This is a genomic window from Providencia sp. PROV129, assembly GCF_028482245.1.
In the GTDB taxonomy this organism is placed as follows: Bacteria; Pseudomonadota; Gammaproteobacteria; order Enterobacterales; family Enterobacteriaceae; genus Providencia; species Providencia vermicola.
The window spans coordinates 66,060-84,183 of the sequence record NZ_JAMPQD010000008.1; the positions used below are offsets into that span (position 1 = coordinate 66,060).

The following is an 18,124-nucleotide window of genomic DNA, read 5'->3' on the forward strand; positions in this document are numbered from 1 at the left end:
TTTTATTTGCTGCCTTTTTACTCCTGTGGCTTGCTTATTGGAGCTTTTCAGCACTATTTCCAAAATCACCACCAAGTAGTGTTTTATGTCTTTTCGCTAGGACAATCATCGGTGTGTCCTTGGTCTTATCTGCTATCTATGTAGCTCTTGTCGCTTTCGCAATCACCATCTAGCTGAATGTTGAATGTTGAATTTCCCCCTAGCCCTTTCAATCTCTCGAATGAATTTCTTGTCCAAGTTGCATTTTGCTAAGCGCTTATGGCATCAGCGAATCACTGAAGCATCTCACCCCAATTTACCTGTTCAGGAATATCAGGCTGTTTTAGCCCCCTCAGCTAGTAACATCAATTTGTTTTCTTTCAATATTAGCCTAAATCACATTAATAAATTCACCTGATAAATAATATTTACTACTCTATAGATATACACAGGCAGAAAAAATGCGTTATCTGAAAACATGATACTATTAACATTAATTATCGTTTCTGCAATTATCAGACTACTTGATTCATTCATTTTAATTACCAATTAAAAGTTTACATCAATATAGCTAACTAATCATACTTGTACCACTTGAGCACTCATATGGCAATTAACGGTAGGCAGAGCATACACAATATATTAGGAATACAAGTTAGAGGCTCTTGCTTAGTTAGCCAACAACTGAAACTTTCCTGTTACTATGAATAATCTGCTCTCTTAGGGAAAAACAGTGCTGGCAGTTCGTTTATCAGTCTAAATAGAAAAATCCTATTTTTCATCTGAACATTTTTATCAAGAATAGAACTTTCTATTATCAACTCTACTGCGCGTATTCACTGAGATAATCTATCAATGAAAAATTTTATCATTATTCTTTTTTTACCACTTTTACTTTTAGCCTGCACAAAGAAAGAGCGAAAATTAGCCGTTATTTCTGGAATGAGCAAAGCTGATGTCATTAAAATTGAAGGGATACCGATTAGCTCTGCCTCTCAAGCTCAGTATGATTTGTTATTTTATTCGGATCAAATATTAACCAATCTGCCAAGTCAGAAAGCGGATCATGTGTTTATCTTTATTGATAATAAATTGATGGAATACTCAACAATAAATATTCGTTCAATTCATGATGAAAGTACAAGGGTAGGATTAAATGCAGAACAGAGCCTAGCATGCTGGGTAAATCAATTAAACTTACCTGTTAATCCATCTGCTATTGCAAATGAAAATGCAATAACAAATGGGGTCAATTGTTTTTCGAATGTACGTAATGAAGACAATTAATTTCACTATTTTAAATTCATTTTAGTCAAATAATGAGATTGCATTCCCGTTTCAGGAAAATCTGGCAGTGACATTTGCTGGATATAACCTAATTTTTGGTAGAATGGTAATGCTTGAAAACTAAATGTATCGACTAAAGAATGAAGGCAGCCTACTTTTGAAGCCTCATGCTCAGCTGCTTGCATTAATTGCCTCCCTATTCCTTCATTTCTCGCAGATTCACTTACCCATAAATAATCAATACATAACCAATTGGCTCTGATTGTTGCAATCAAGCCCCCCTGCATTACACCATCATCATCTTTAAAATATACCCCTAGTTGACCGAATCGAGAGGCATCTAAAAACTGTACATTAAAACTACGAAGCCCCGCCAGTAATTCATCACGATCTTCTGGACTTACTTCATGTGTAATAACAATATTCATATTCAATTATATTCATTCTGGTTATACGTATTGGTATTTCGAACATATTTATATGATAAAGTAAATAGGTGAGTAAGATTTATAAAGAAAAAATAAAATGCGGTGACTCATTAAAAAACATCGGTTTCTAATATTTGAGCAATTAAATCGGCAACAGATAACACTAAAGACGATTTGACCATTTGTTGATAGCGTTGTTTCTGTAAACTCATTAGCTGCTGGTCAACCATGTCCTCAGGTTGATCAAACCGCATCATTTCAGGTAATGGCCCTATACAGTGAAGCGTTTTAATACTGCCTATTATTTCATCATCGGTATAATCTAATTTTAATTCTTGGTGAGATAACGAGTCATTTAATGCTAAAAATAATTCAATATCTTCATAGGTTTCGCGTGTTATAGCTCCCAAAGCAAATAACAATTTTAAACGTACAGATAAATCACCTAATGGGCCATTTCCTGTTAAAAGAGGTTCAACCGCATATTTTACGGCATAATCATCCTTTCTAAACACTTTTAACATCAACTTATCAATAGCTTGTGAAATAAGAATAATAGCCTCTTGAACAAACAAATGTAATTCTGGCCGCTGATTTAGCCGTTCAAGAATTTGATTTTCAATGTCTTGTTTATTTTCCATAATAATTTCTTTTGTCACTTTATGGCCAGCAGCTTGATATTTATTCGCAACTAACCATAAAGTGATTAAACCTCACCAATTAACTCATTATCCGTAATATTACCTATTACTCTACTTCATTAGCTCATACTGCGCACAAATTTTATTAATAATGACAGGGTGATGTTGAAGTCCACTTAATTCAACTATAGCTTGATATAGACCTTTATCTTCAATTAGAGCTGTCATTTCAATAGATTGAGGGTCACTAGTGCATCTAAAATGAAGCGCAGCTGCAATACCCATTATCAAATTCTTATTAGGGAGTTCATACTCTAATGTCCCCAATAGTGGCTTAATCAATCTATCTTCAGGGCTGAGTTTACGAATAGGTTGGCGCCCTACTCGACTCACATCATCCTTTAAATAAGGGTTAGCAAAGCGGCTTAATATTTTTTCAATATATTGCTGGTGCTTATCTGCATTAAACCCATACCGTTGAATTAAAACTTGCCCACTTTCTTCCATTGCAGCTTTTACGATAGCGAGAATCTTAGGGTCATTAATGGCATCTCTGATTGTTTGGTAGCCATATAATTGGCCTAGATATGCAGTAATCGCATGGCCTGTATTTAACGTGAATAGTTTGCGCTCAACAAATGCCATTAAATTATCCGTCAACTCCATACCGTCGATTGTCGGAATATTGCCAATAAATTGTGTTTTGTCGACAATCCATTCACTGAATGATTCGACAGTTACAGAAAGAGGGTCATCATTCGCTGCATCCATTGGAGGAACAATCCGGTCAACGGCGGAGTCAACAAAACCAACATATTGTTCAACCCATCCGTGTGTTTCTACAGGTAATTGAGCAAGAATATGCCGTTTTAATTGGCTTGTTCCTCTAACCATATTTTCACACGCAATAATATTGAGGGGCTTTTGGTTATTTAATTTACATCTTAAAGCAATACCTTGCGCTAAAGTCCCTGCTATTTTTTCGAGAATTTGTGGGCCTACTGCGGTTGTCACCATATCTGCAGAGGCTATATATTCTATTGTCTTTGGATCATTAGAATTAATTGCGTGCACATTTTGTACTTTTTCTATGCTACTTTCTTGCCCAACAACATGAACCTGATATGACTGCTGATGCTCTAGCTGATCAATTAATGGCTGATTAACATCGGTAAATGTGAGTTGTGAATTCGCATCAGAAAGTAATTTACCAATAAAACCACGACCGATATTACCTGCACCAAAATGAATGACTTTCATTGTTATTCTCCTCACGCTGCACTTTGCGATGCTAAAATTTCGAGCACTTCTTGAATACTTTGGGTATTACACAATTTATCTATCACCCCATCTTCATCTAGTGCAGAGGTGATTCGTGTAATCACTTCAATATGCTCATTATTTTGTGCCGCGATGCCAATAACAAGACGTGCAATTTCATCGGGTTCATCTCCGAATTGAACACCTTCAGGATATTGGCAAATAACAATACCCGTTTTTAAAACACGATCTTTCGCTTCAATAGTTCCATGTGGGACTGCAATTGATTCACCAAGATAAGTTGAGGTTAATTTTTCTCTCGCTAACATCGCTTCAATATAATCAGGTTCTACATACCCACCCTCAACTAATTTTTGTCCCGCAAATTGAATTGCTTGCGTTTTATTCTTCGCTGATAAATTTAAGTAAATATGCTTGGCGCTAAGTGTAAACAACGCTTCATCTTTATCTTCAATATCAAAAGATTCATCATTTGCAGCAACAATTGTTTGCTTGATTAAGCGTCCATCATTTGCAGCAGTAGGATGTTTTTTCGCGATTAAATTAGTCACTAAATCATTATATATTTGACCATCTAAGAAATTCGCTAAAGAAATGTGCATTGCATTAGGTGCAAATGTTTTAGCTCTTTCAGTGAGGTCTTTGTGCGTTATCACAATATCAACACTCGTAGGAAGGTCATTGATAGCCATGTTCGTGACATAAATATCAAGCAACCCCGCATCACGAATCTTTTTCGCTAATACACCTGCCCCCATCGCACTGGAGCCCATTCCCGCATCACAAGCAACAATAATATTACGCACATTTGCAAAATTAACTGTTGAATTGTTATTCGTTACTTCCTTGCTCGATGATTTAGATTGCGCTTTCATATCACGCATTTTTTTCGTCGCATTATCTAATTCATCATCATCGCCCACACGGGTTCTTTTTAATAAAATTGCAGAAACTAAGAAAGAAACAAGTGTTGCACTAATCACAGACAGAATAACGCCAATTAAAGATGATTTTGGTGTCATCAGTAAAACTGCAAAAATAGAGCCTGGTGATGCAGGAGAGACTAAACCAGCATGAAATAGGTTCATCACAAACACACCTGTCATGCCGCCAAGAATAACTGCAAGAATTAACCGCGGATTCATTAAAACGTATGGGAAATAAATTTCGTGGATCCCGCCGAAAAAGTGAATAATTGCAGCACCAGGAGCAGACTGTTTAGCATTCCCTTTACCAAAAAACATGTATGCCAATAACACACCCAAACCTGGACCTGGGTTAGCTTCTATTAAGAAAAAAATAGACGCGCCTGTTTCAGTCGCTTGTTGAATACCTAATGGGGAAAAGATTCCGTGGTTAATGGCATTATTCAAAAAGAGTATTTTAGCTGGCTCAACAAAAATCGAAGTTAAGGGCAGTAGATTATTTTCTACCATCACATTTACACCCGCCGCCAACACTTTTGATAAGCCAGCAACGAGAGGCCCAATAGCAAGGTAAGCAAGTATCGCCAAAAGCATACCAATAATGCCAGATGAAAAGTTATTTACTAGCATTTCAAAGCCCGTTTTGACTTTACCATCTATCCAGCTATCAAAACGTTTAATAGCATAACCACCTAATGGCCCTGCAATCATTGCGCCCATAAACATTGGCATATCGGCACCAACAATTACCCCCATTGTTGTAATGGCCCCAACAATACCGCCTCTTTCACCACCAATAAGACGACCGCCCGTATAACCAATTAGCAGTGGTAATAAATAGGTGATCATTGGACCTACAAGCTGTGCCAACGTTTCATTTGGCCACCACCCCGTAGGGATAAAGAGCGCGGTAATTAAGCCCCACGCAATGAAAGCACCAATATTAGGCATAACCATATTACTGAGGAAACGCCCAAAATTCTGTACCTTTAATTTGATATTTGATGTTACCATGATAGAACCCCGTGGTACGAGAACGATAAGATTGCAACGTTATCGCCAAATAACGTTAGTGAATATTTAGACGCTTTCACTCTAACATGGCCTTTATCAGATGCGTACCACGCGGGCCTTATGTGACGGAAGTCACCTAAACCCCCCTCATCCCCCCACCTAAATATTGATCATGCTCACAAATAAATAGTGTAGTTTTACTACAAAGACGTTTTTTCACATAAAAAAAGCAAAAAAACGAGATTAATATCACATAAAAATACTTACCTTAATTTTCAGAAAAGAGATCCTGATCACAAATTATTTTCATATTCACCTTTTTTAACTCCATTAAAAACTCGATTAACCTTTTTATAGCTAGTAGATTTTATTTTGTAATTAATTTTCACTCGTTACTTATTTCAAAAAAGCACCTATGAAATGGATATAAAGTTGAAAATACAGGCTTAGCACTCATCTCATTTTGTATTTTCTATCTTTTTGCGATATCGTTAATAGGATTAACTGCAACTTATTATTATCCATAGAATATTTAGCCTTGATTCAAAAGATGTTCACCGATAAATTATTCTTAAACCTCTTCATTAAAATGTGAATATAATGACTTTAACCATTATTGTTTTTCTTTTGGTTTACGTTGCCATGGGCTTTGGTAAGTTACCTGGTTTTAAAGTAGATAGAACGGGAGCCGCTATTATTGGTGCCTTGGCCATGATGGCAGCTGATAGCATTACCCCACCACATGCATGGAATGCCATTGATTATCGGACAATTGGGATGCTGTTCGGCTTAATGGTCGTATCTGCATCATTTGTTGTATCTGGTTTTTATAGTTGGACAGCGAACCGTGTTGCGATGCTAAAAGTTTCTCCTCCAGCACTTTTAGCCGTATTAATCGGTGTTGGCGGAATTCTTTCCGCTTTATTAACCAATGATGTTGTCGTTGTAGCCATGACACCATTATTAGTTTCTATTAGCTTATCTCGCGGTTTAAACCCTATTCCATTTTTATTAGGCTTTTGTTTTGCCGCAAATAACGGTGCTGCAGGCTCATTAATTGGTAGCCCACAGAATATGATTGCAGCTCAAGGGCTCGATATTTCCTTTGTCGGTTTATTAGAAGCTTCCGCAATCCCTGCCTTACTGTCATTACCTATCACGTGGTTCGTCTTAGTTTGGCTGTACCGCAAGCGTTGGTACATAGCTAAGGACGAAACGCAAACTACAGTATCGACAATGCAAGAAAACCTCAATGTGTGGGAAACGACTAAAGCAGGAGTTATTACGCTTGCCGTTATTATTGCGTTTATTGTAAGTGATATCCCAAGGGAATTAATTGCCCTTACTGCTGCCGGATTCTTATTATTAAACCGCTCAATCGCATCAAGCGATATGCTTAAGTTAGTTGATGGGAATTTGTTACTCTTAATTATGGGACTGTTTGTCGTCAATGCCGCGTTTGCCTCAACAGGTATTCCCCAGCAACTCCTCGATGATTTACGCACCCATGGCGTTGATTTAAATAATCCATTCGCTTTATTCTTAGTGACTGGAGTTCTCAGCACAATTGTGGGAAATAACCCTTCGGTAATGCTACTCGTTCCATTTTTAACCCCTGATGGAAATGCTGATGCCCTTGGTGCAGCATTAGTGCTAGGCTCAGGGTTTTCCAGCAATTTATTAGTATTTGGCAGCCTTGCAGGTATTATTGTTGTTGAACAAGCCGCGGCTTATGGCGTAAAAATATCGTTTAGTGAGTTTGCAAAATCGGGTGGTGTTGTTGCCGCGTTATGTATGATATTAGCGGCAATATGGATAGTATTAGTCTTGTAAGAATAATTGCAATTTATTACCAGCCACGCTAAGTAAATGGCTGGTAATAAAATTTCAATATTTAGGGAAGAATAGCAAATGAACGCACAGGAAACCCACTCGCATTATTTGGTTTAGCGACAATATTAAAGATCACTGCCCCACGAGTCGGTACTTTATCCAAGTTTGCCAGCAGTTCCACTTGGTAAGTATCTTGATCTAAAACGTAATACTCCCCAAGTAACGCATTATTTTTACGGAAATCTTTTGCCGCATCTGTATCAAACGTTTCATGTCCAATTGCTTTAATACCCCGTTCTTCAAATAAGAACTTTAAGGCATCCATCCCCCAGCCAGGTATTTGGTTATTACCTTCTTCGTCTTTATTATCCATAAGCTCTTGTGATGGCCAACGTTTGCTCCAATCTGTTCTTAGTGCAACAAAACTGTCAGGTTCAATTTTTCCATGCTGTTCCTCAAAAGTCAGTACATCATTAAGAGAAAATGCAAAGTTTGGATCTTGTTTTGCTCTTTCGGATTGATCAATAACAATTAAAGGTAAAACGAGTTCTTTTAGCTCTAGCTCATGCAGAAAACGTTTACCTTCAACAAAATGACATGGCGCATCAATGTGCGTGCCATATTGCCCTGGGAAGGTAAATTGCTGAGCAAAGAAACCTTCTGCATAGCCAAATAAGGTTTTAAACTCAGCAGCATCAAACATAAAAAAATGCGGTGAATTCCCATCAAAGCTGTGAGTTAAATCAACCCATTTCTTGCTCTTTATAATATTAAATGCATCAATCAGTTCGTGACTCATATTCTTCCCCTGTCAGGTTGATTTTGTTCAGTGTTTTTATGACGTTGTATTTTTTGTTGTGTTACTTATCTATTTAATAGCAGTAAAAATATTGTGTTGTCTAGGAATTTAATAAGAATAAATTTCATATTAAGTTTTAAAAAAGCCACTTATTAATTTAATAATAAGTGGCTAGGTAAGAATAAAAAATAAAAATTAGACTAGGATTTTATTTAGGGTATTTATTCCAGCTTTCTGGTTCGATAAAACCATCATAAATACGCTGAGAACGAATATAATCCGCATATTCTTTAGACTCAAAAGCCTCTTTTAAATCCTTAGCCCATTGAGAATCAAGATCTTTTTGCATGACAGTGACAATAACACGGTGTTCTAATGGTGAGTTTTCAACAACTAATCCATCGGCAATACGCTGGCCTGCACTTGCGACATAATTGCCATTTACCACAACAAAATCAACATCATCAAGTAATCTTAATCCTTGAGCTGCGTCCGTTTCACGCACATCTAAATGATATTTTCCTGATGAAATATCATTAACACTAAAACTCAATGTGCTGACATTCGGTTTAATTTTAATCCAGCCTAGTTGTTCTAAGATCCGCGCCCCTCTTTCTGCATTTACAGGGTCGTTAGATAAAGCGACAATCATGCCATCTTTTACATCATCAATTGATTTGTGTTTATTTGAACGTAAACTTTGTGGCGCGCTTAGTGAATCTGTCAATGCGACCATATTAATATTATTCTTTTTGTTATATGCATCCATATATGCGCGGCTTTGGTTCACCGATGCATCAATAGAACCTTCTTCAAATGCAGGATTAATTTGCCTATTTTGTGAAAATTGACGCAAAGTTACCTTATAACCTTTTTTCTCTAAAATAGGGACGATTCCTTTATCTACTTGATCGATATAATTACCAACTCCAAAACCTATCGTAATCTGTTTTTTATTTGGATTATCTTTTTCATTGTTATCACCACATGCTGAAAGCACAAAAACAGCTGATGCGATTAAAGATAAATTTATTAATTTTTGTTTTAACATATGTAACAACCCTGTGAAAATATTTCAGCCAGTATAATCATATTAATTTGGTTGTTCTTAGATCAGATAATTATAACTTAGTTAATTAGTGATATAAGAATAGGTTTTAATTCCTTTAAGTTATATGGATATAACAAATAGATCGTTCGATAAATGATGTGATTGATATGTAATGAAGGAGATAAAAAACGTTTAAAAAAAGTGAGTTGCTTTATGACTATTTTCAATAATGATTTAATTAACACCCTGACACACTTGCCACCAGATTCCGATTTAGCATTAATCCGCCAAGACCGATCAGCCGCAACCTTAAATACCCAAGCCGCATACAGCGAAATTTTCTCTGTACCATCAACACAATTTCCTATTGATGTTCGTTATGGTTTTGCGCATCAGGTTGCAAAATTGACTGGCAGCCAAACATTAGCAGATTTTTATTTTCAACAAGCACCAGCACTAAAAATAGAAAATCTTTCACCTGCTCTGCAATCTGCTGCGGAATATCTGCAAATATTAACGTTATCTCCTAAAGATACTCAGTTTTCACTCATCGAAACCTTAATTACACAAGGCTGGGAAAATAGCGACATCGTTTTGCTCGCTCAGTTAATTACCTTTGTCACCTATCAAGCTCGTTTAGTCGAAGGAATTGAGCTCTTAACGACATCTAAAAATGATCCACGGGATGTCGCGAAAATAGTCGCGGGCAAATGGAATCATCAACCTTTCACTCGCCAGGGACGCCCATCCCCTACCTCCTTTACACAAGATAATTTAGGTTGGGAAGCTTGGATAACAGCTAGAAAAGCAGAAACGCTAAGCGATGAAGAAACTCAGGTGATGAAAAAATTTGGTCAATTAACCTCTGAATACTTTCTTCTGCTCGCTCACCAAAGCAAGATTTTAGAAATTAGAACCTTAATCGATCGTGGTGTCTTTTACACCGCTGGCGGCCTACCACGCTGGGAACGTGAGTTTGCAGCCGCCGCTGTCAGTAAAGTGAATGGTTGCATTTACTGTGCTTCTGTTCATGCACGCAAAGCCAGCCAGTATGCCAAAGAACGCCGTAGTGATGTCGATAAGCTATTAGCAACGCCGACAGGTGAGATTCTTGCGGATGGCTTTGACGATAGATTGTTAGCAATCACCGATCTCGTGGCGTCTTTATCAGCAACACCGATTCAAGCAACAATATCTCAAGTCGCAACACTACGCCAACTGGGACTATCTGAACTCGAATTGCTTGATTTAATTCAGTCTACTGCGTTTTTCTCATGGGCAAACCGCTTAATGCTTTCCCTCGGTGAGCCATTTGAAATTATGGAGGATAAGGAATAATTTCATGGATAGGATCATTGGCTTAGCGGCTTTAGAAGCGCACATTGCACAAGATTTGCAATATCTTAATCTCCCAATCACATCATGGGCATTATCAGATAATAATATCAACAAACAACATATTGACGTTGCCATTATTGGTGCTGGTATGTCAGGTGTCACGGCTGCATTTGCACTCAAGTTACGTGGTATTAATGCCGTCGTATTTGATAAAGCCATTACTGGAAGTGAAGGGCCTTGGCAAAAACCTGCTCTCATGGAAACACTACGTTCGCCAAAACAGGTTGTAGGGCCCGCTTTAGCTTCCCCCTCATTGACCTTTCAAGCGTGGTTCAAAGCGCAGTTTGGCGATGAAAAATGGGAAGAGTTAGATAAAATTCCTCGCCTTCAGTGGGGAGAGTATTTGCAGTGGTTTAAAGCGATTACTGCGCCAAAAGTATTTAATCAATACGAACTGATTGACCTACATTTAACCGATAATGGTAGCAAGTTAATTTTTAAAACACCTGAAGGAACAACAAATTACATCGCACAGCATGTTATTTTAGCCACAGGTATGGAATCCTTTAGTGAACCGAATATTCCCAGTTTTATGGATAATATTCCACAAAACTATTGGGAGCATTCGTATGCAGGCACTGATTACAGCCGCTTTAAAGGGTTAGACATTGGTGTTGTTGGCTATAGCGCAGGTGCAATGGATAGTTCTGCAACAGCCTTAGAGAACGGGGCTAAGAGTGTGGAAATTTTAATCCGTGCCACAGATATGCCACGGGTAAACAGAGGTAAAGTTGCAGGAAGCGCGGGTTTTACTAATGCTTATGCCTATTTTACAGATGCACAAAAATGGCATTATTCAGCGTATGTTGCTGAAGCTAAAACCCCTGCCCCTCATGGCAGTACTTTACGAGTTTCTTGTCATCCAAATGCTTTTTTTAATTTTAATACTCAAATTAAACAGATTGAATTAAAAGATAAAAAACTACATATTTCGACGACAACTGAACAATTCACGTTAGATTATTTGATCCTCGCGACAGGATATAAAATTAATTGGTTCAAACATCCTGCATTTAACCAAATTACCCCTCTAATTAAAACGTGGGCTGATGTTTATACTCCACCAATCAACGAAGCGAATAGTGAACTCGGCGCACACCCTTATTTAGGCTCGCATTTTGAATTACAAGGCAAAAAAACGGCTGACACTGAAAAGTTAAAACAATTTTATTGTTTCAATTTAAGTGCTTCACTTAGCATGGGCCCTGTTATTGGTTTGATCCCTGGTACCAATACAGGTGCAGAGCGTTTAGCTGATCATATTGCCGCTCAATTGTACCTCGCTCATAGAGAAGAACACCTCGAATTAGTGAAAACAAGCCAAGAATTTGAATTATTAGGTGATGAATGGCAACCAGCAGCCTTGCCTTCAGAACGTATGCAGCTAACTGATAATGTAGAGTAAACTATGATTACATTTCAAAATGTCCAAAAAGTATATGAAAAAGATGGGCAATCTTTAGTTGCATTGCAAGATATTAACTTGCATATCAATAAAGGAGATATCTTTGGATTTATTGGCTATAGCGGAGCAGGAAAAAGCTCACTTATTCGTTTGGTCAATCAATTAGAAAAGCCCTCCAGTGGTGCTGTGATTATTGATGGGCAAAATATTGCTCATCAAACTCCCGCTGAAATTCGGGCCCATAAGAGAAGTATAGGAATGATTTTCCAGCATTTTAATTTACTGGAAACCAAAACTGTCGCTCAAAATATTGCAATGCCCTTGGTCTTGCTAGGACTTGATAAAAACGAAATCAGTCAACGTGTTGATAGCATTCTTGAATATGTAGAGCTGAGTGATAAAAAAAATCAATATCCAGGTCAATTATCTGGTGGGCAAAAACAACGCGTGGGTATTGCCCGTGCCCTTATCAATAACCCACAAATTCTGCTGTGTGATGAAGCCACATCTGCCCTTGACCCGCAAACGACACGCTCTATCTTACAGCTATTAAAAAAAATCAGTCGAGAACAAAATATTACCATCTTACTTGTGACACACGAAATGGAAGTTATAGAGCAAGTCTGTAACCGTGTTGCGGTGATGGAAGCGGGTAAAGTCGTGGAAGAAGGCACTGTATTAGATATTTTTGCAAATCCTAAACATTCAACGACCCAAAAGTTTGTTGGGACTGTTTTAAATGAAGAAATACCAGAGCGTGTGCTGCACAATTTAGACCACCAGCAAGATGTTTATCGCCTTGAATTCCTCGGGTCATCAGCTCAAGAGCCTGTTGTTAATGAGCTAATTTTAAAAAAAATCGTCAAAATAAATATTCTCTTTGCCAATATGAAAGAAATCAGTGGGGTAGTACTCGGCAGCATGTTTGTGCAGATTGTGGGTGATAAAGCACAGATTGAAGAAGCTATACAGTTTTTACGCCTGCGTGGCGTAGCGGTTAGCCAGGGGGCATTATGACAGAGTTATTTGAAACAGCCTTAACAAGTAAACAATTTTTACTCGCTATGTCAGAAACATTCACCATGGTGAGTATTGCCTTAGTACTCGGTTCCTTGTTTGGTATTTTACTGGGTATATTACTCGTTATAACGAGACCTGAAGGGATTTGGGAAAACAAATACATATACCGAATTGTTAACCCAATTATCAATATCATTCGCTCTTTACCATTCATTATCTTATTAGTGGCGATGATCCCACTAACCCGTTTTATGGTCGGAACATCGATAGGAACAACCGCGGCAATAGTGCCATTAGTGATTTTTATTGCTCCCTACACTGCCCGCTTAGTGGAAAATTCTCTTTTAAGCGTACATTCAGGGATCATTGAAGCGGCAGATTCTATGGGTGCAACAAATTGGCAAATTGTTTGGCATTTCATTTTACCAGAAGCTAAATCTTCTCTTATTTTAAGTTTGACTGCAGCAAGTATTACTTTAGTCGGTGCGACAGCTATGGCAGGAGCAGTAGGCGGTGGTGGTGTTGGCGATCTTGCTTTGAACTATGGCTATCAACGCTTTGATAATGTGGCAATGGCCATTACTGTTGTGACATTAATCATCATTGTCCAAGGGATGCAATTTATTGGCGACTACCTTGCCAGAAAAGCGCGTTTTCATTGATGATTCTTAAAGTTGATAGCGTTGCGTTATCAACTTTATTTTTCTATTTTCGCGGTTTCAATTTAGCTCACCTAGTAGCGAATCTAAAGCTTGACTATTTATCCTGTAATTAATCTCTGTTTAATTTAAAGTTAGTTTCAGGTATATTTATATAATAAAAAAATAAAAGCCCATTACAGGCTTTTATTTTTAAAGTTACACAGTATGAGAGATAAATAATGTGTTTATTCTTTTTAATGAATTTAAAATGGTGATCAAACTTAATTTAAGTCCTTAATTGAAACAATTAGAAGTTAAAATCAAGTTAGGTTTCATTATGAGACAAAATAATTATTTATATTATACTAAAGAATAAATAGAATCATCGATCCCTTTAGTATCCCTTCTTTCTTCTGGTTGAGTATCATCTTGCAGCACTTCACTAAAAAACTCACCCATATTAACGCCTAAGACTTTTAATACGCGAACTAAACAATCAATATCAATACGATTTACACCGCGCTCATAACGAAATAATTGTTGTTCACTAATATCTATCTCTTTAGCTAACTGAAACACAGTATAGCCTTGAGCCTTTCTTAGCGTTTTAATTTTTTGTCCAACTGCACAAGCGACAGGATATTTTGTATTCATAAACATTCTCGCTTCAATTTATATTAATGAAATAAAAATTAGCAGATAAGTAGCTGCCATTTTTTTATTTTTTATGTTTTATATAATAAGTAGAACTTTGATAGTATTGCTGACGATTCAGCATATATCGATGGGAATGATATACTAGCAATCTAATTAGTTTCAACTAATCTTAAAATGATGTTACATTTATGTAACGAGATATTACAAGCCATTTACCCTATAAAAAAACAATAATTATCCCATAAATATCATACTATTATGATTAGTAAGGCAACTCCCACTCTTACCCATATTACTTGTATCACAATGAATACAACGGAATATTACACTAAAATAACAAGTTTTATCCGATGTATCACCTAAAAACAAAGGAAATAAATAGAATAATTTAACACTGTAACAATATTAATGATTTTAAGAATGTACAATCATTTAACGAATAAAAAACAATCAGATATCATTTATATCTGTAAACAATGGTAAAAATAATAAGTTTTACCTCTAAAAACCTTTGGCAACATTAAATATCAATAACATATAGGAATGAATATTCTGTTACAATTAATGAAACGCTAAATTTTTAAAGTAGCATGGTAAATATTTACCAAATAACAGTGCTCAACATAACAAAACCATAACGTTAAGGAAGTTTATTATTCACTTTACTTGATGAACATCACAAAAATATGACAAACTAATACTATTAGATTATCTTATTTTAATATTGATAATTTTATCTTCGAATGAAAGTGGCGATATTAAACCCTCAAAATTTACAAATTATTAAAATTTAGCCCCAAAAATACTCAAACACCCTTTTTAACGTTAAACATCCATATTTATTATGAACACATTCTAATCTAACGTTATAAAGTAATTCTCTTTACTTTATAATTCATTATTTGTAAGTTATTGATAACAATACTAAAAACCCCCCTATATCCTCAATCATAGCAGCAGTCAGGAAAAGGTATCGCTTATATTGATTTTCAATGAGTAGATGACCTTTCAGAACATGAAATATATAGAAATAGTCCTTCAACCTTTAAGCACTATGTTCTGTTATACACTATTGGAAGCTGAGATGATGGCTTAAGATGGTGGGTCGTGCAGGATTTAAATCCTTCGGATTTAGCCTTCGGCCTGAACCTGCAACCAGCTTATCGAGGTATGGAAACCGATTGAATATCGACTTGAATGCGTGTTGGATACTGTGATGTGTGGCTTGAGATGGTGGGTCGTGCAGGATTCGAACCTGCGACCAATTGATTAAAAGTCAACTGCTCTACCGACTGAGCTAACGACCCATCTAGATTTGTGTTTTAATGTGAGTAGTTAATGAAGTGGTGGGCGATAGCGGGCTCGAACCACTGACCCCCTCCTTGTAAGGGAGATGCTCTACCAACTGAGCTAATCGCCCACTTCATAACTTGTTCCACATTATAAATGATTGGTGGGCGATAGCGGGCTCGAACCACTGACCCCCTCCTTGTAAGGGAGGTGCTCTACCAACTGAGCTAATCGCCCAATCATTTATTTTTCATCGTCAACGGTGGTGGGCGATAGCGGGCTCGAACCACTGACCCCCTCCTTGTAAGGGAGGTGCTCTACCAACTGAGCTAATCGCCCCGTCGTCGATGGAGGTGCATTATAGGGATACGGAGTTCAGAGTCAACGCTTTTTCGATAGATTTTTTTCGTTCGTTGCAAAATTAATCAAGATGTTTCAATATTCGCCAGAAAAGCTGCCTTTTTAATCAATTACCTATATAATTTAGCGTTTATATTCTTTCATAAACAGAAAATAAATTTTCACTTCAGCTTCAATTTCATTTTTTGCCTCACTTTTCTATTTTCTTTTCTTGTATCTTCATAACTTGATTGAGGAATCACCACAGGATGATAGAATAGAGGCACATTTTAGCAATGCTGACAGACTTCACGCGTTTAAAGCTTCATACGGCACTATTATCTATTGTAATGTGTTGCATACATTAGCCTTCTATTTATTCAGCCGTGAACTCTTAAGCACTTCAAAAACAATGTTTTGCAATTAAGGCAATCTCGATGAGTAAAATCAAAACCCGTTTTGCACCAAGCCCAACTGGCTATTTACACGTTGGTGGTGCGCGTACCGCTCTTTATTCCTGGTTATTTAGTCGCCACAACCAGGGCGAATTTGTCCTGCGCATTGAAGATACCGACTTAGAACGTTCAACTCAGGAAGCTATCGATGCCATTATGGACGGTATGAACTGGTTGAATTTAAATTGGGATGAAGGCCCTTATTATCAGACCAAGCGTTTTGATCGTTATAACGCAGTGATTGACCAAATGTTAGAAGCTGGCACCGCTTATCGTTGTTTCTGCTCAAAAGAACGTTTGGAAGCTCTGCGTGAAGAGCAAATGGCGAACAATGAAAAACCTCGCTATGACGGTTGCTGCCGCGACCATGCGCATAACCACACCGCTGATGAACCGCATGTTGTTCGTTTCCGTAACCCGCAAGACGGTTCTGTGATTTTTGACGATAAAATCCGCGGCCCAATTGAATTTAGTAACCAAGAGTTAGACGATTTAATTATTCGTCGCACTGATGGCTCACCAACTTATAACTTCTGTGTTGTTATTGATGACTGGGATATGGAAATTACTCACGTTATCCGCGGTGAAGACCATATCAACAATACACCTCGTCAAATCAACATTCTAAAAGCACTAGGCGCACCAGTACCTGTGTATGCGCACGTTTCCATGATTTTAGGTGATGACGGTAAAAAACTGTCTAAACGCCATGGTGCTGTAAGTGTCATGCAATACCGTGATGATGGTTATTTGCCACAAGCGCTACTGAACTATTTAGTCCGTCTAGGTTGGTCTCACGGTGACCAAGAAATTTTCACCGTTGACGAAATGAAAGAATTTTTCAGCCTTGATGCAATCAGCAAATCAGCAAGTGCATTTAACACTGAAAAACTGCAATGGCTAAATCACCATTATATCAATGCATTGCCTGCTGAAGAGGTGGCTGTGTACCTTGCATGGCATATTGAGCAACAACATATTGATACCCGCAATGGCCCTCAATTAGTTGAGCTAATTAAGTTACTTGGCGAACGTTGTAAGACACTGAAAGAAATGGCTGAATCTTGTCATTATTTCTATCAAGACTTTGAAGAGTTCGATGCAGACGCAGCGAAAAAACACCTACGCCCTGTTGCTCGCCAACCATTAGAAGTGGTTAAAGAAAAATTAACCGCAATCACCGATTGGACCGCAGAAAATGTCCACCAAGCAATTGAAGCCACTGCCGCTGAATTAGACGTGGGGATGGGTAAAGTGGGTATGCCGTTACGTGTTGCTGTGACGGGTGCTGGCCAGTCCCCAGGCCTCGATGTGACCGTCCACGCCATTGGTCAAGCACGTTCTATTGCACGCATTGAAAAAGCCTTAGCATTTATTGCTGAACGCGAAGCTTCTGCACAATAATTTATGCCATTTCTGCCCTCATTTCTTGGGGGCAGTTTTTTCTCTCTTATTTCTATCCTTGCGTTGATTGCAAAATGCTCTATATTTCAGCAATTAAACGGAAAAGCCGATTATTTTATTGACACTCCTACCGAGCTTGAATATGATGCCTCCCGTCCAAAAGATTTTGATTGGGGCTATAGCTCAGCTGGGAGAGCGCTTGCATGGCATGCAAGAGGTCAGCGGTTCGATCCCGCTTAGCTCCACCATCTAATTCCCTGTTAGATGGCTCTAAAT

At 37.7% G+C, this 18,124-nt stretch carries 14 protein-coding genes and 5 tRNA genes; 8 read left to right on the top strand and 11 right to left on the bottom strand.

What is annotated here, in order from left to right; translation table 11 throughout:
• Positions 1-834 precede the first annotated feature (834 nt).
• Positions 835-1,266 carry a hypothetical protein gene (locus tag PSF27_RS05325; RefSeq protein WP_272681034.1) on the top strand — a complete coding sequence of 144 codons (432 nt, stop codon included), beginning with the start codon at positions 835-837 and terminating at the stop codon, positions 1,264-1,266.
• Positions 1,267-1,271: 5 nt separating this feature from the next.
• Here the strand turns inward: PSF27_RS05325 and PSF27_RS05330 are convergent, their stop codons facing one another.
• The 4 genes from PSF27_RS05330 to PSF27_RS05345 form a co-directional block, all read right to left on the bottom strand.
• Positions 1,272-1,694: a GNAT family N-acetyltransferase gene (locus PSF27_RS05330; protein ID WP_206082413.1), complete on the bottom strand. Its 423-nt coding sequence runs from the start codon at positions 1,692-1,694 to the stop codon at positions 1,272-1,274.
• Positions 1,695-1,804: 110 nt separating this feature from the next.
• Positions 1,805-2,335 carry an MltR family transcriptional regulator gene (locus tag PSF27_RS05335; protein WP_206082414.1) on the bottom strand — a complete coding sequence of 177 codons (531 nt, stop codon included), beginning with the start codon at positions 2,333-2,335 and terminating at the stop codon, positions 1,805-1,807.
• A 111-nt stretch (positions 2,336-2,446) separates the two neighbouring features.
• On the bottom strand, positions 2,447-3,595 hold the full coding sequence (locus PSF27_RS05340; RefSeq protein ID WP_206082415.1) for a mannitol-1-phosphate 5-dehydrogenase: 1,149 nt from the start codon (positions 3,593-3,595) through the stop codon (positions 2,447-2,449).
• A gap of 11 nt (positions 3,596-3,606) precedes the next feature.
• Positions 3,607-5,556 carry a PTS mannitol transporter subunit IICBA gene (locus PSF27_RS05345; RefSeq protein WP_272681035.1) on the bottom strand — a complete coding sequence of 650 codons (1,950 nt, stop codon included), beginning with the start codon at positions 5,554-5,556 and terminating at the stop codon, positions 3,607-3,609.
• 600 nt (positions 5,557-6,156) lie between these two features.
• On the opposite strand from PSF27_RS05345, the gene PSF27_RS05350 reads away from it, so the two are divergent.
• Positions 6,157-7,389, top strand: a complete 1,233-nt coding sequence (locus tag PSF27_RS05350; protein WP_206082417.1) for an SLC13 family permease — start codon at positions 6,157-6,159, stop codon at positions 7,387-7,389.
• A gap of 61 nt (positions 7,390-7,450) precedes the next feature.
• Here the strand turns inward: PSF27_RS05350 and PSF27_RS05355 are convergent, their stop codons facing one another.
• Both PSF27_RS05355 and PSF27_RS05360 read right to left on the bottom strand, forming a co-directional pair.
• A complete protein-coding gene (locus PSF27_RS05355; protein ID WP_206082418.1) occupies positions 7,451-8,188 on the bottom strand; it encodes a cyclase family protein in 738 nt (245 codons plus the stop codon).
• A 208-nt stretch (positions 8,189-8,396) separates the two neighbouring features.
• Positions 8,397-9,239 (bottom strand): MetQ/NlpA family ABC transporter substrate-binding protein, encoded by an 843-nt coding sequence (locus PSF27_RS05360; RefSeq protein WP_272681036.1) that lies wholly within the window; start codon positions 9,237-9,239, stop codon positions 8,397-8,399.
• Between the two features lie 213 nt (positions 9,240-9,452).
• Between PSF27_RS05360 and PSF27_RS05365 the strand changes: the two genes are divergently transcribed.
• The 4 genes from PSF27_RS05365 to PSF27_RS05380 are packed head-to-tail and all read left to right on the top strand — an operon-like array spanning position 9,453 to position 13,724.
• Positions 9,453-10,577 carry a CMD domain-containing protein gene (locus PSF27_RS05365; RefSeq protein ID WP_272681037.1) on the top strand — a complete coding sequence of 375 codons (1,125 nt, stop codon included), beginning with the start codon at positions 9,453-9,455 and terminating at the stop codon, positions 10,575-10,577.
• Between the two features lie 4 nt (positions 10,578-10,581).
• A complete protein-coding gene (locus PSF27_RS05370) occupies positions 10,582-12,042 on the top strand; it encodes a flavin-containing monooxygenase (RefSeq protein ID WP_272681038.1) in 1,461 nt (486 codons plus the stop codon).
• Between the two features lie 3 nt (positions 12,043-12,045).
• Entirely contained in the window at positions 12,046-13,059 is a 1,014-nt protein-coding gene (locus PSF27_RS05375) for a methionine ABC transporter ATP-binding protein (RefSeq protein ID WP_206082422.1), read from the top strand.
• The gene (locus PSF27_RS05380; RefSeq protein ID WP_206082423.1) at positions 13,056-13,724 is read left to right on the top strand and encodes a methionine ABC transporter permease; all 669 of its coding nucleotides are present in this window, start codon (positions 13,056-13,058) and stop codon (positions 13,722-13,724) included. Before PSF27_RS05375 ends, PSF27_RS05380 begins: the two co-directional genes overlap by 4 nt.
• A 339-nt stretch (positions 13,725-14,063) precedes the next feature.
• Here the strand turns inward: PSF27_RS05380 and PSF27_RS05385 are convergent, their stop codons facing one another.
• The 5 genes from PSF27_RS05385 to PSF27_RS05405 all read right to left on the bottom strand — a co-directional run bounded on the left by PSF27_RS05385 (position 14,064) and on the right by PSF27_RS05405 (position 15,989).
• A complete protein-coding gene (locus PSF27_RS05385) occupies positions 14,064-14,357 on the bottom strand; it encodes a helix-turn-helix domain-containing protein (RefSeq protein WP_206082424.1) in 294 nt (97 codons plus the stop codon).
• Between the two features lie 1,234 nt (positions 14,358-15,591).
• Positions 15,592-15,667, bottom strand: a tRNA-Lys gene (locus tag PSF27_RS05390).
• Positions 15,668-15,704: 37 nt separating this feature from the next.
• A tRNA-Val gene (locus tag PSF27_RS05395) sits at positions 15,705-15,780 on the bottom strand.
• 31 nt (positions 15,781-15,811) lie between these two features.
• A tRNA-Val gene (locus PSF27_RS05400) sits at positions 15,812-15,887 on the bottom strand.
• Between the two features lie 26 nt (positions 15,888-15,913).
• Positions 15,914-15,989, bottom strand: a tRNA-Val gene (locus PSF27_RS05405).
• Between the two features lie 437 nt (positions 15,990-16,426).
• Between PSF27_RS05405 and gltX the strand changes: the two genes are divergently transcribed.
• Both gltX and PSF27_RS05415 read left to right on the top strand, forming a co-directional pair.
• The gene (gene gltX, locus PSF27_RS05410; RefSeq protein ID WP_272539205.1) at positions 16,427-17,848 is read left to right on the top strand and encodes a glutamate--tRNA ligase; all 1,422 of its coding nucleotides are present in this window, start codon (positions 16,427-16,429) and stop codon (positions 17,846-17,848) included.
• 172 nt (positions 17,849-18,020) lie between these two features.
• Positions 18,021-18,096 (top strand) — tRNA-Ala (locus PSF27_RS05415).
• The last annotated feature ends 28 nt before the right edge of the window (positions 18,097-18,124 follow it).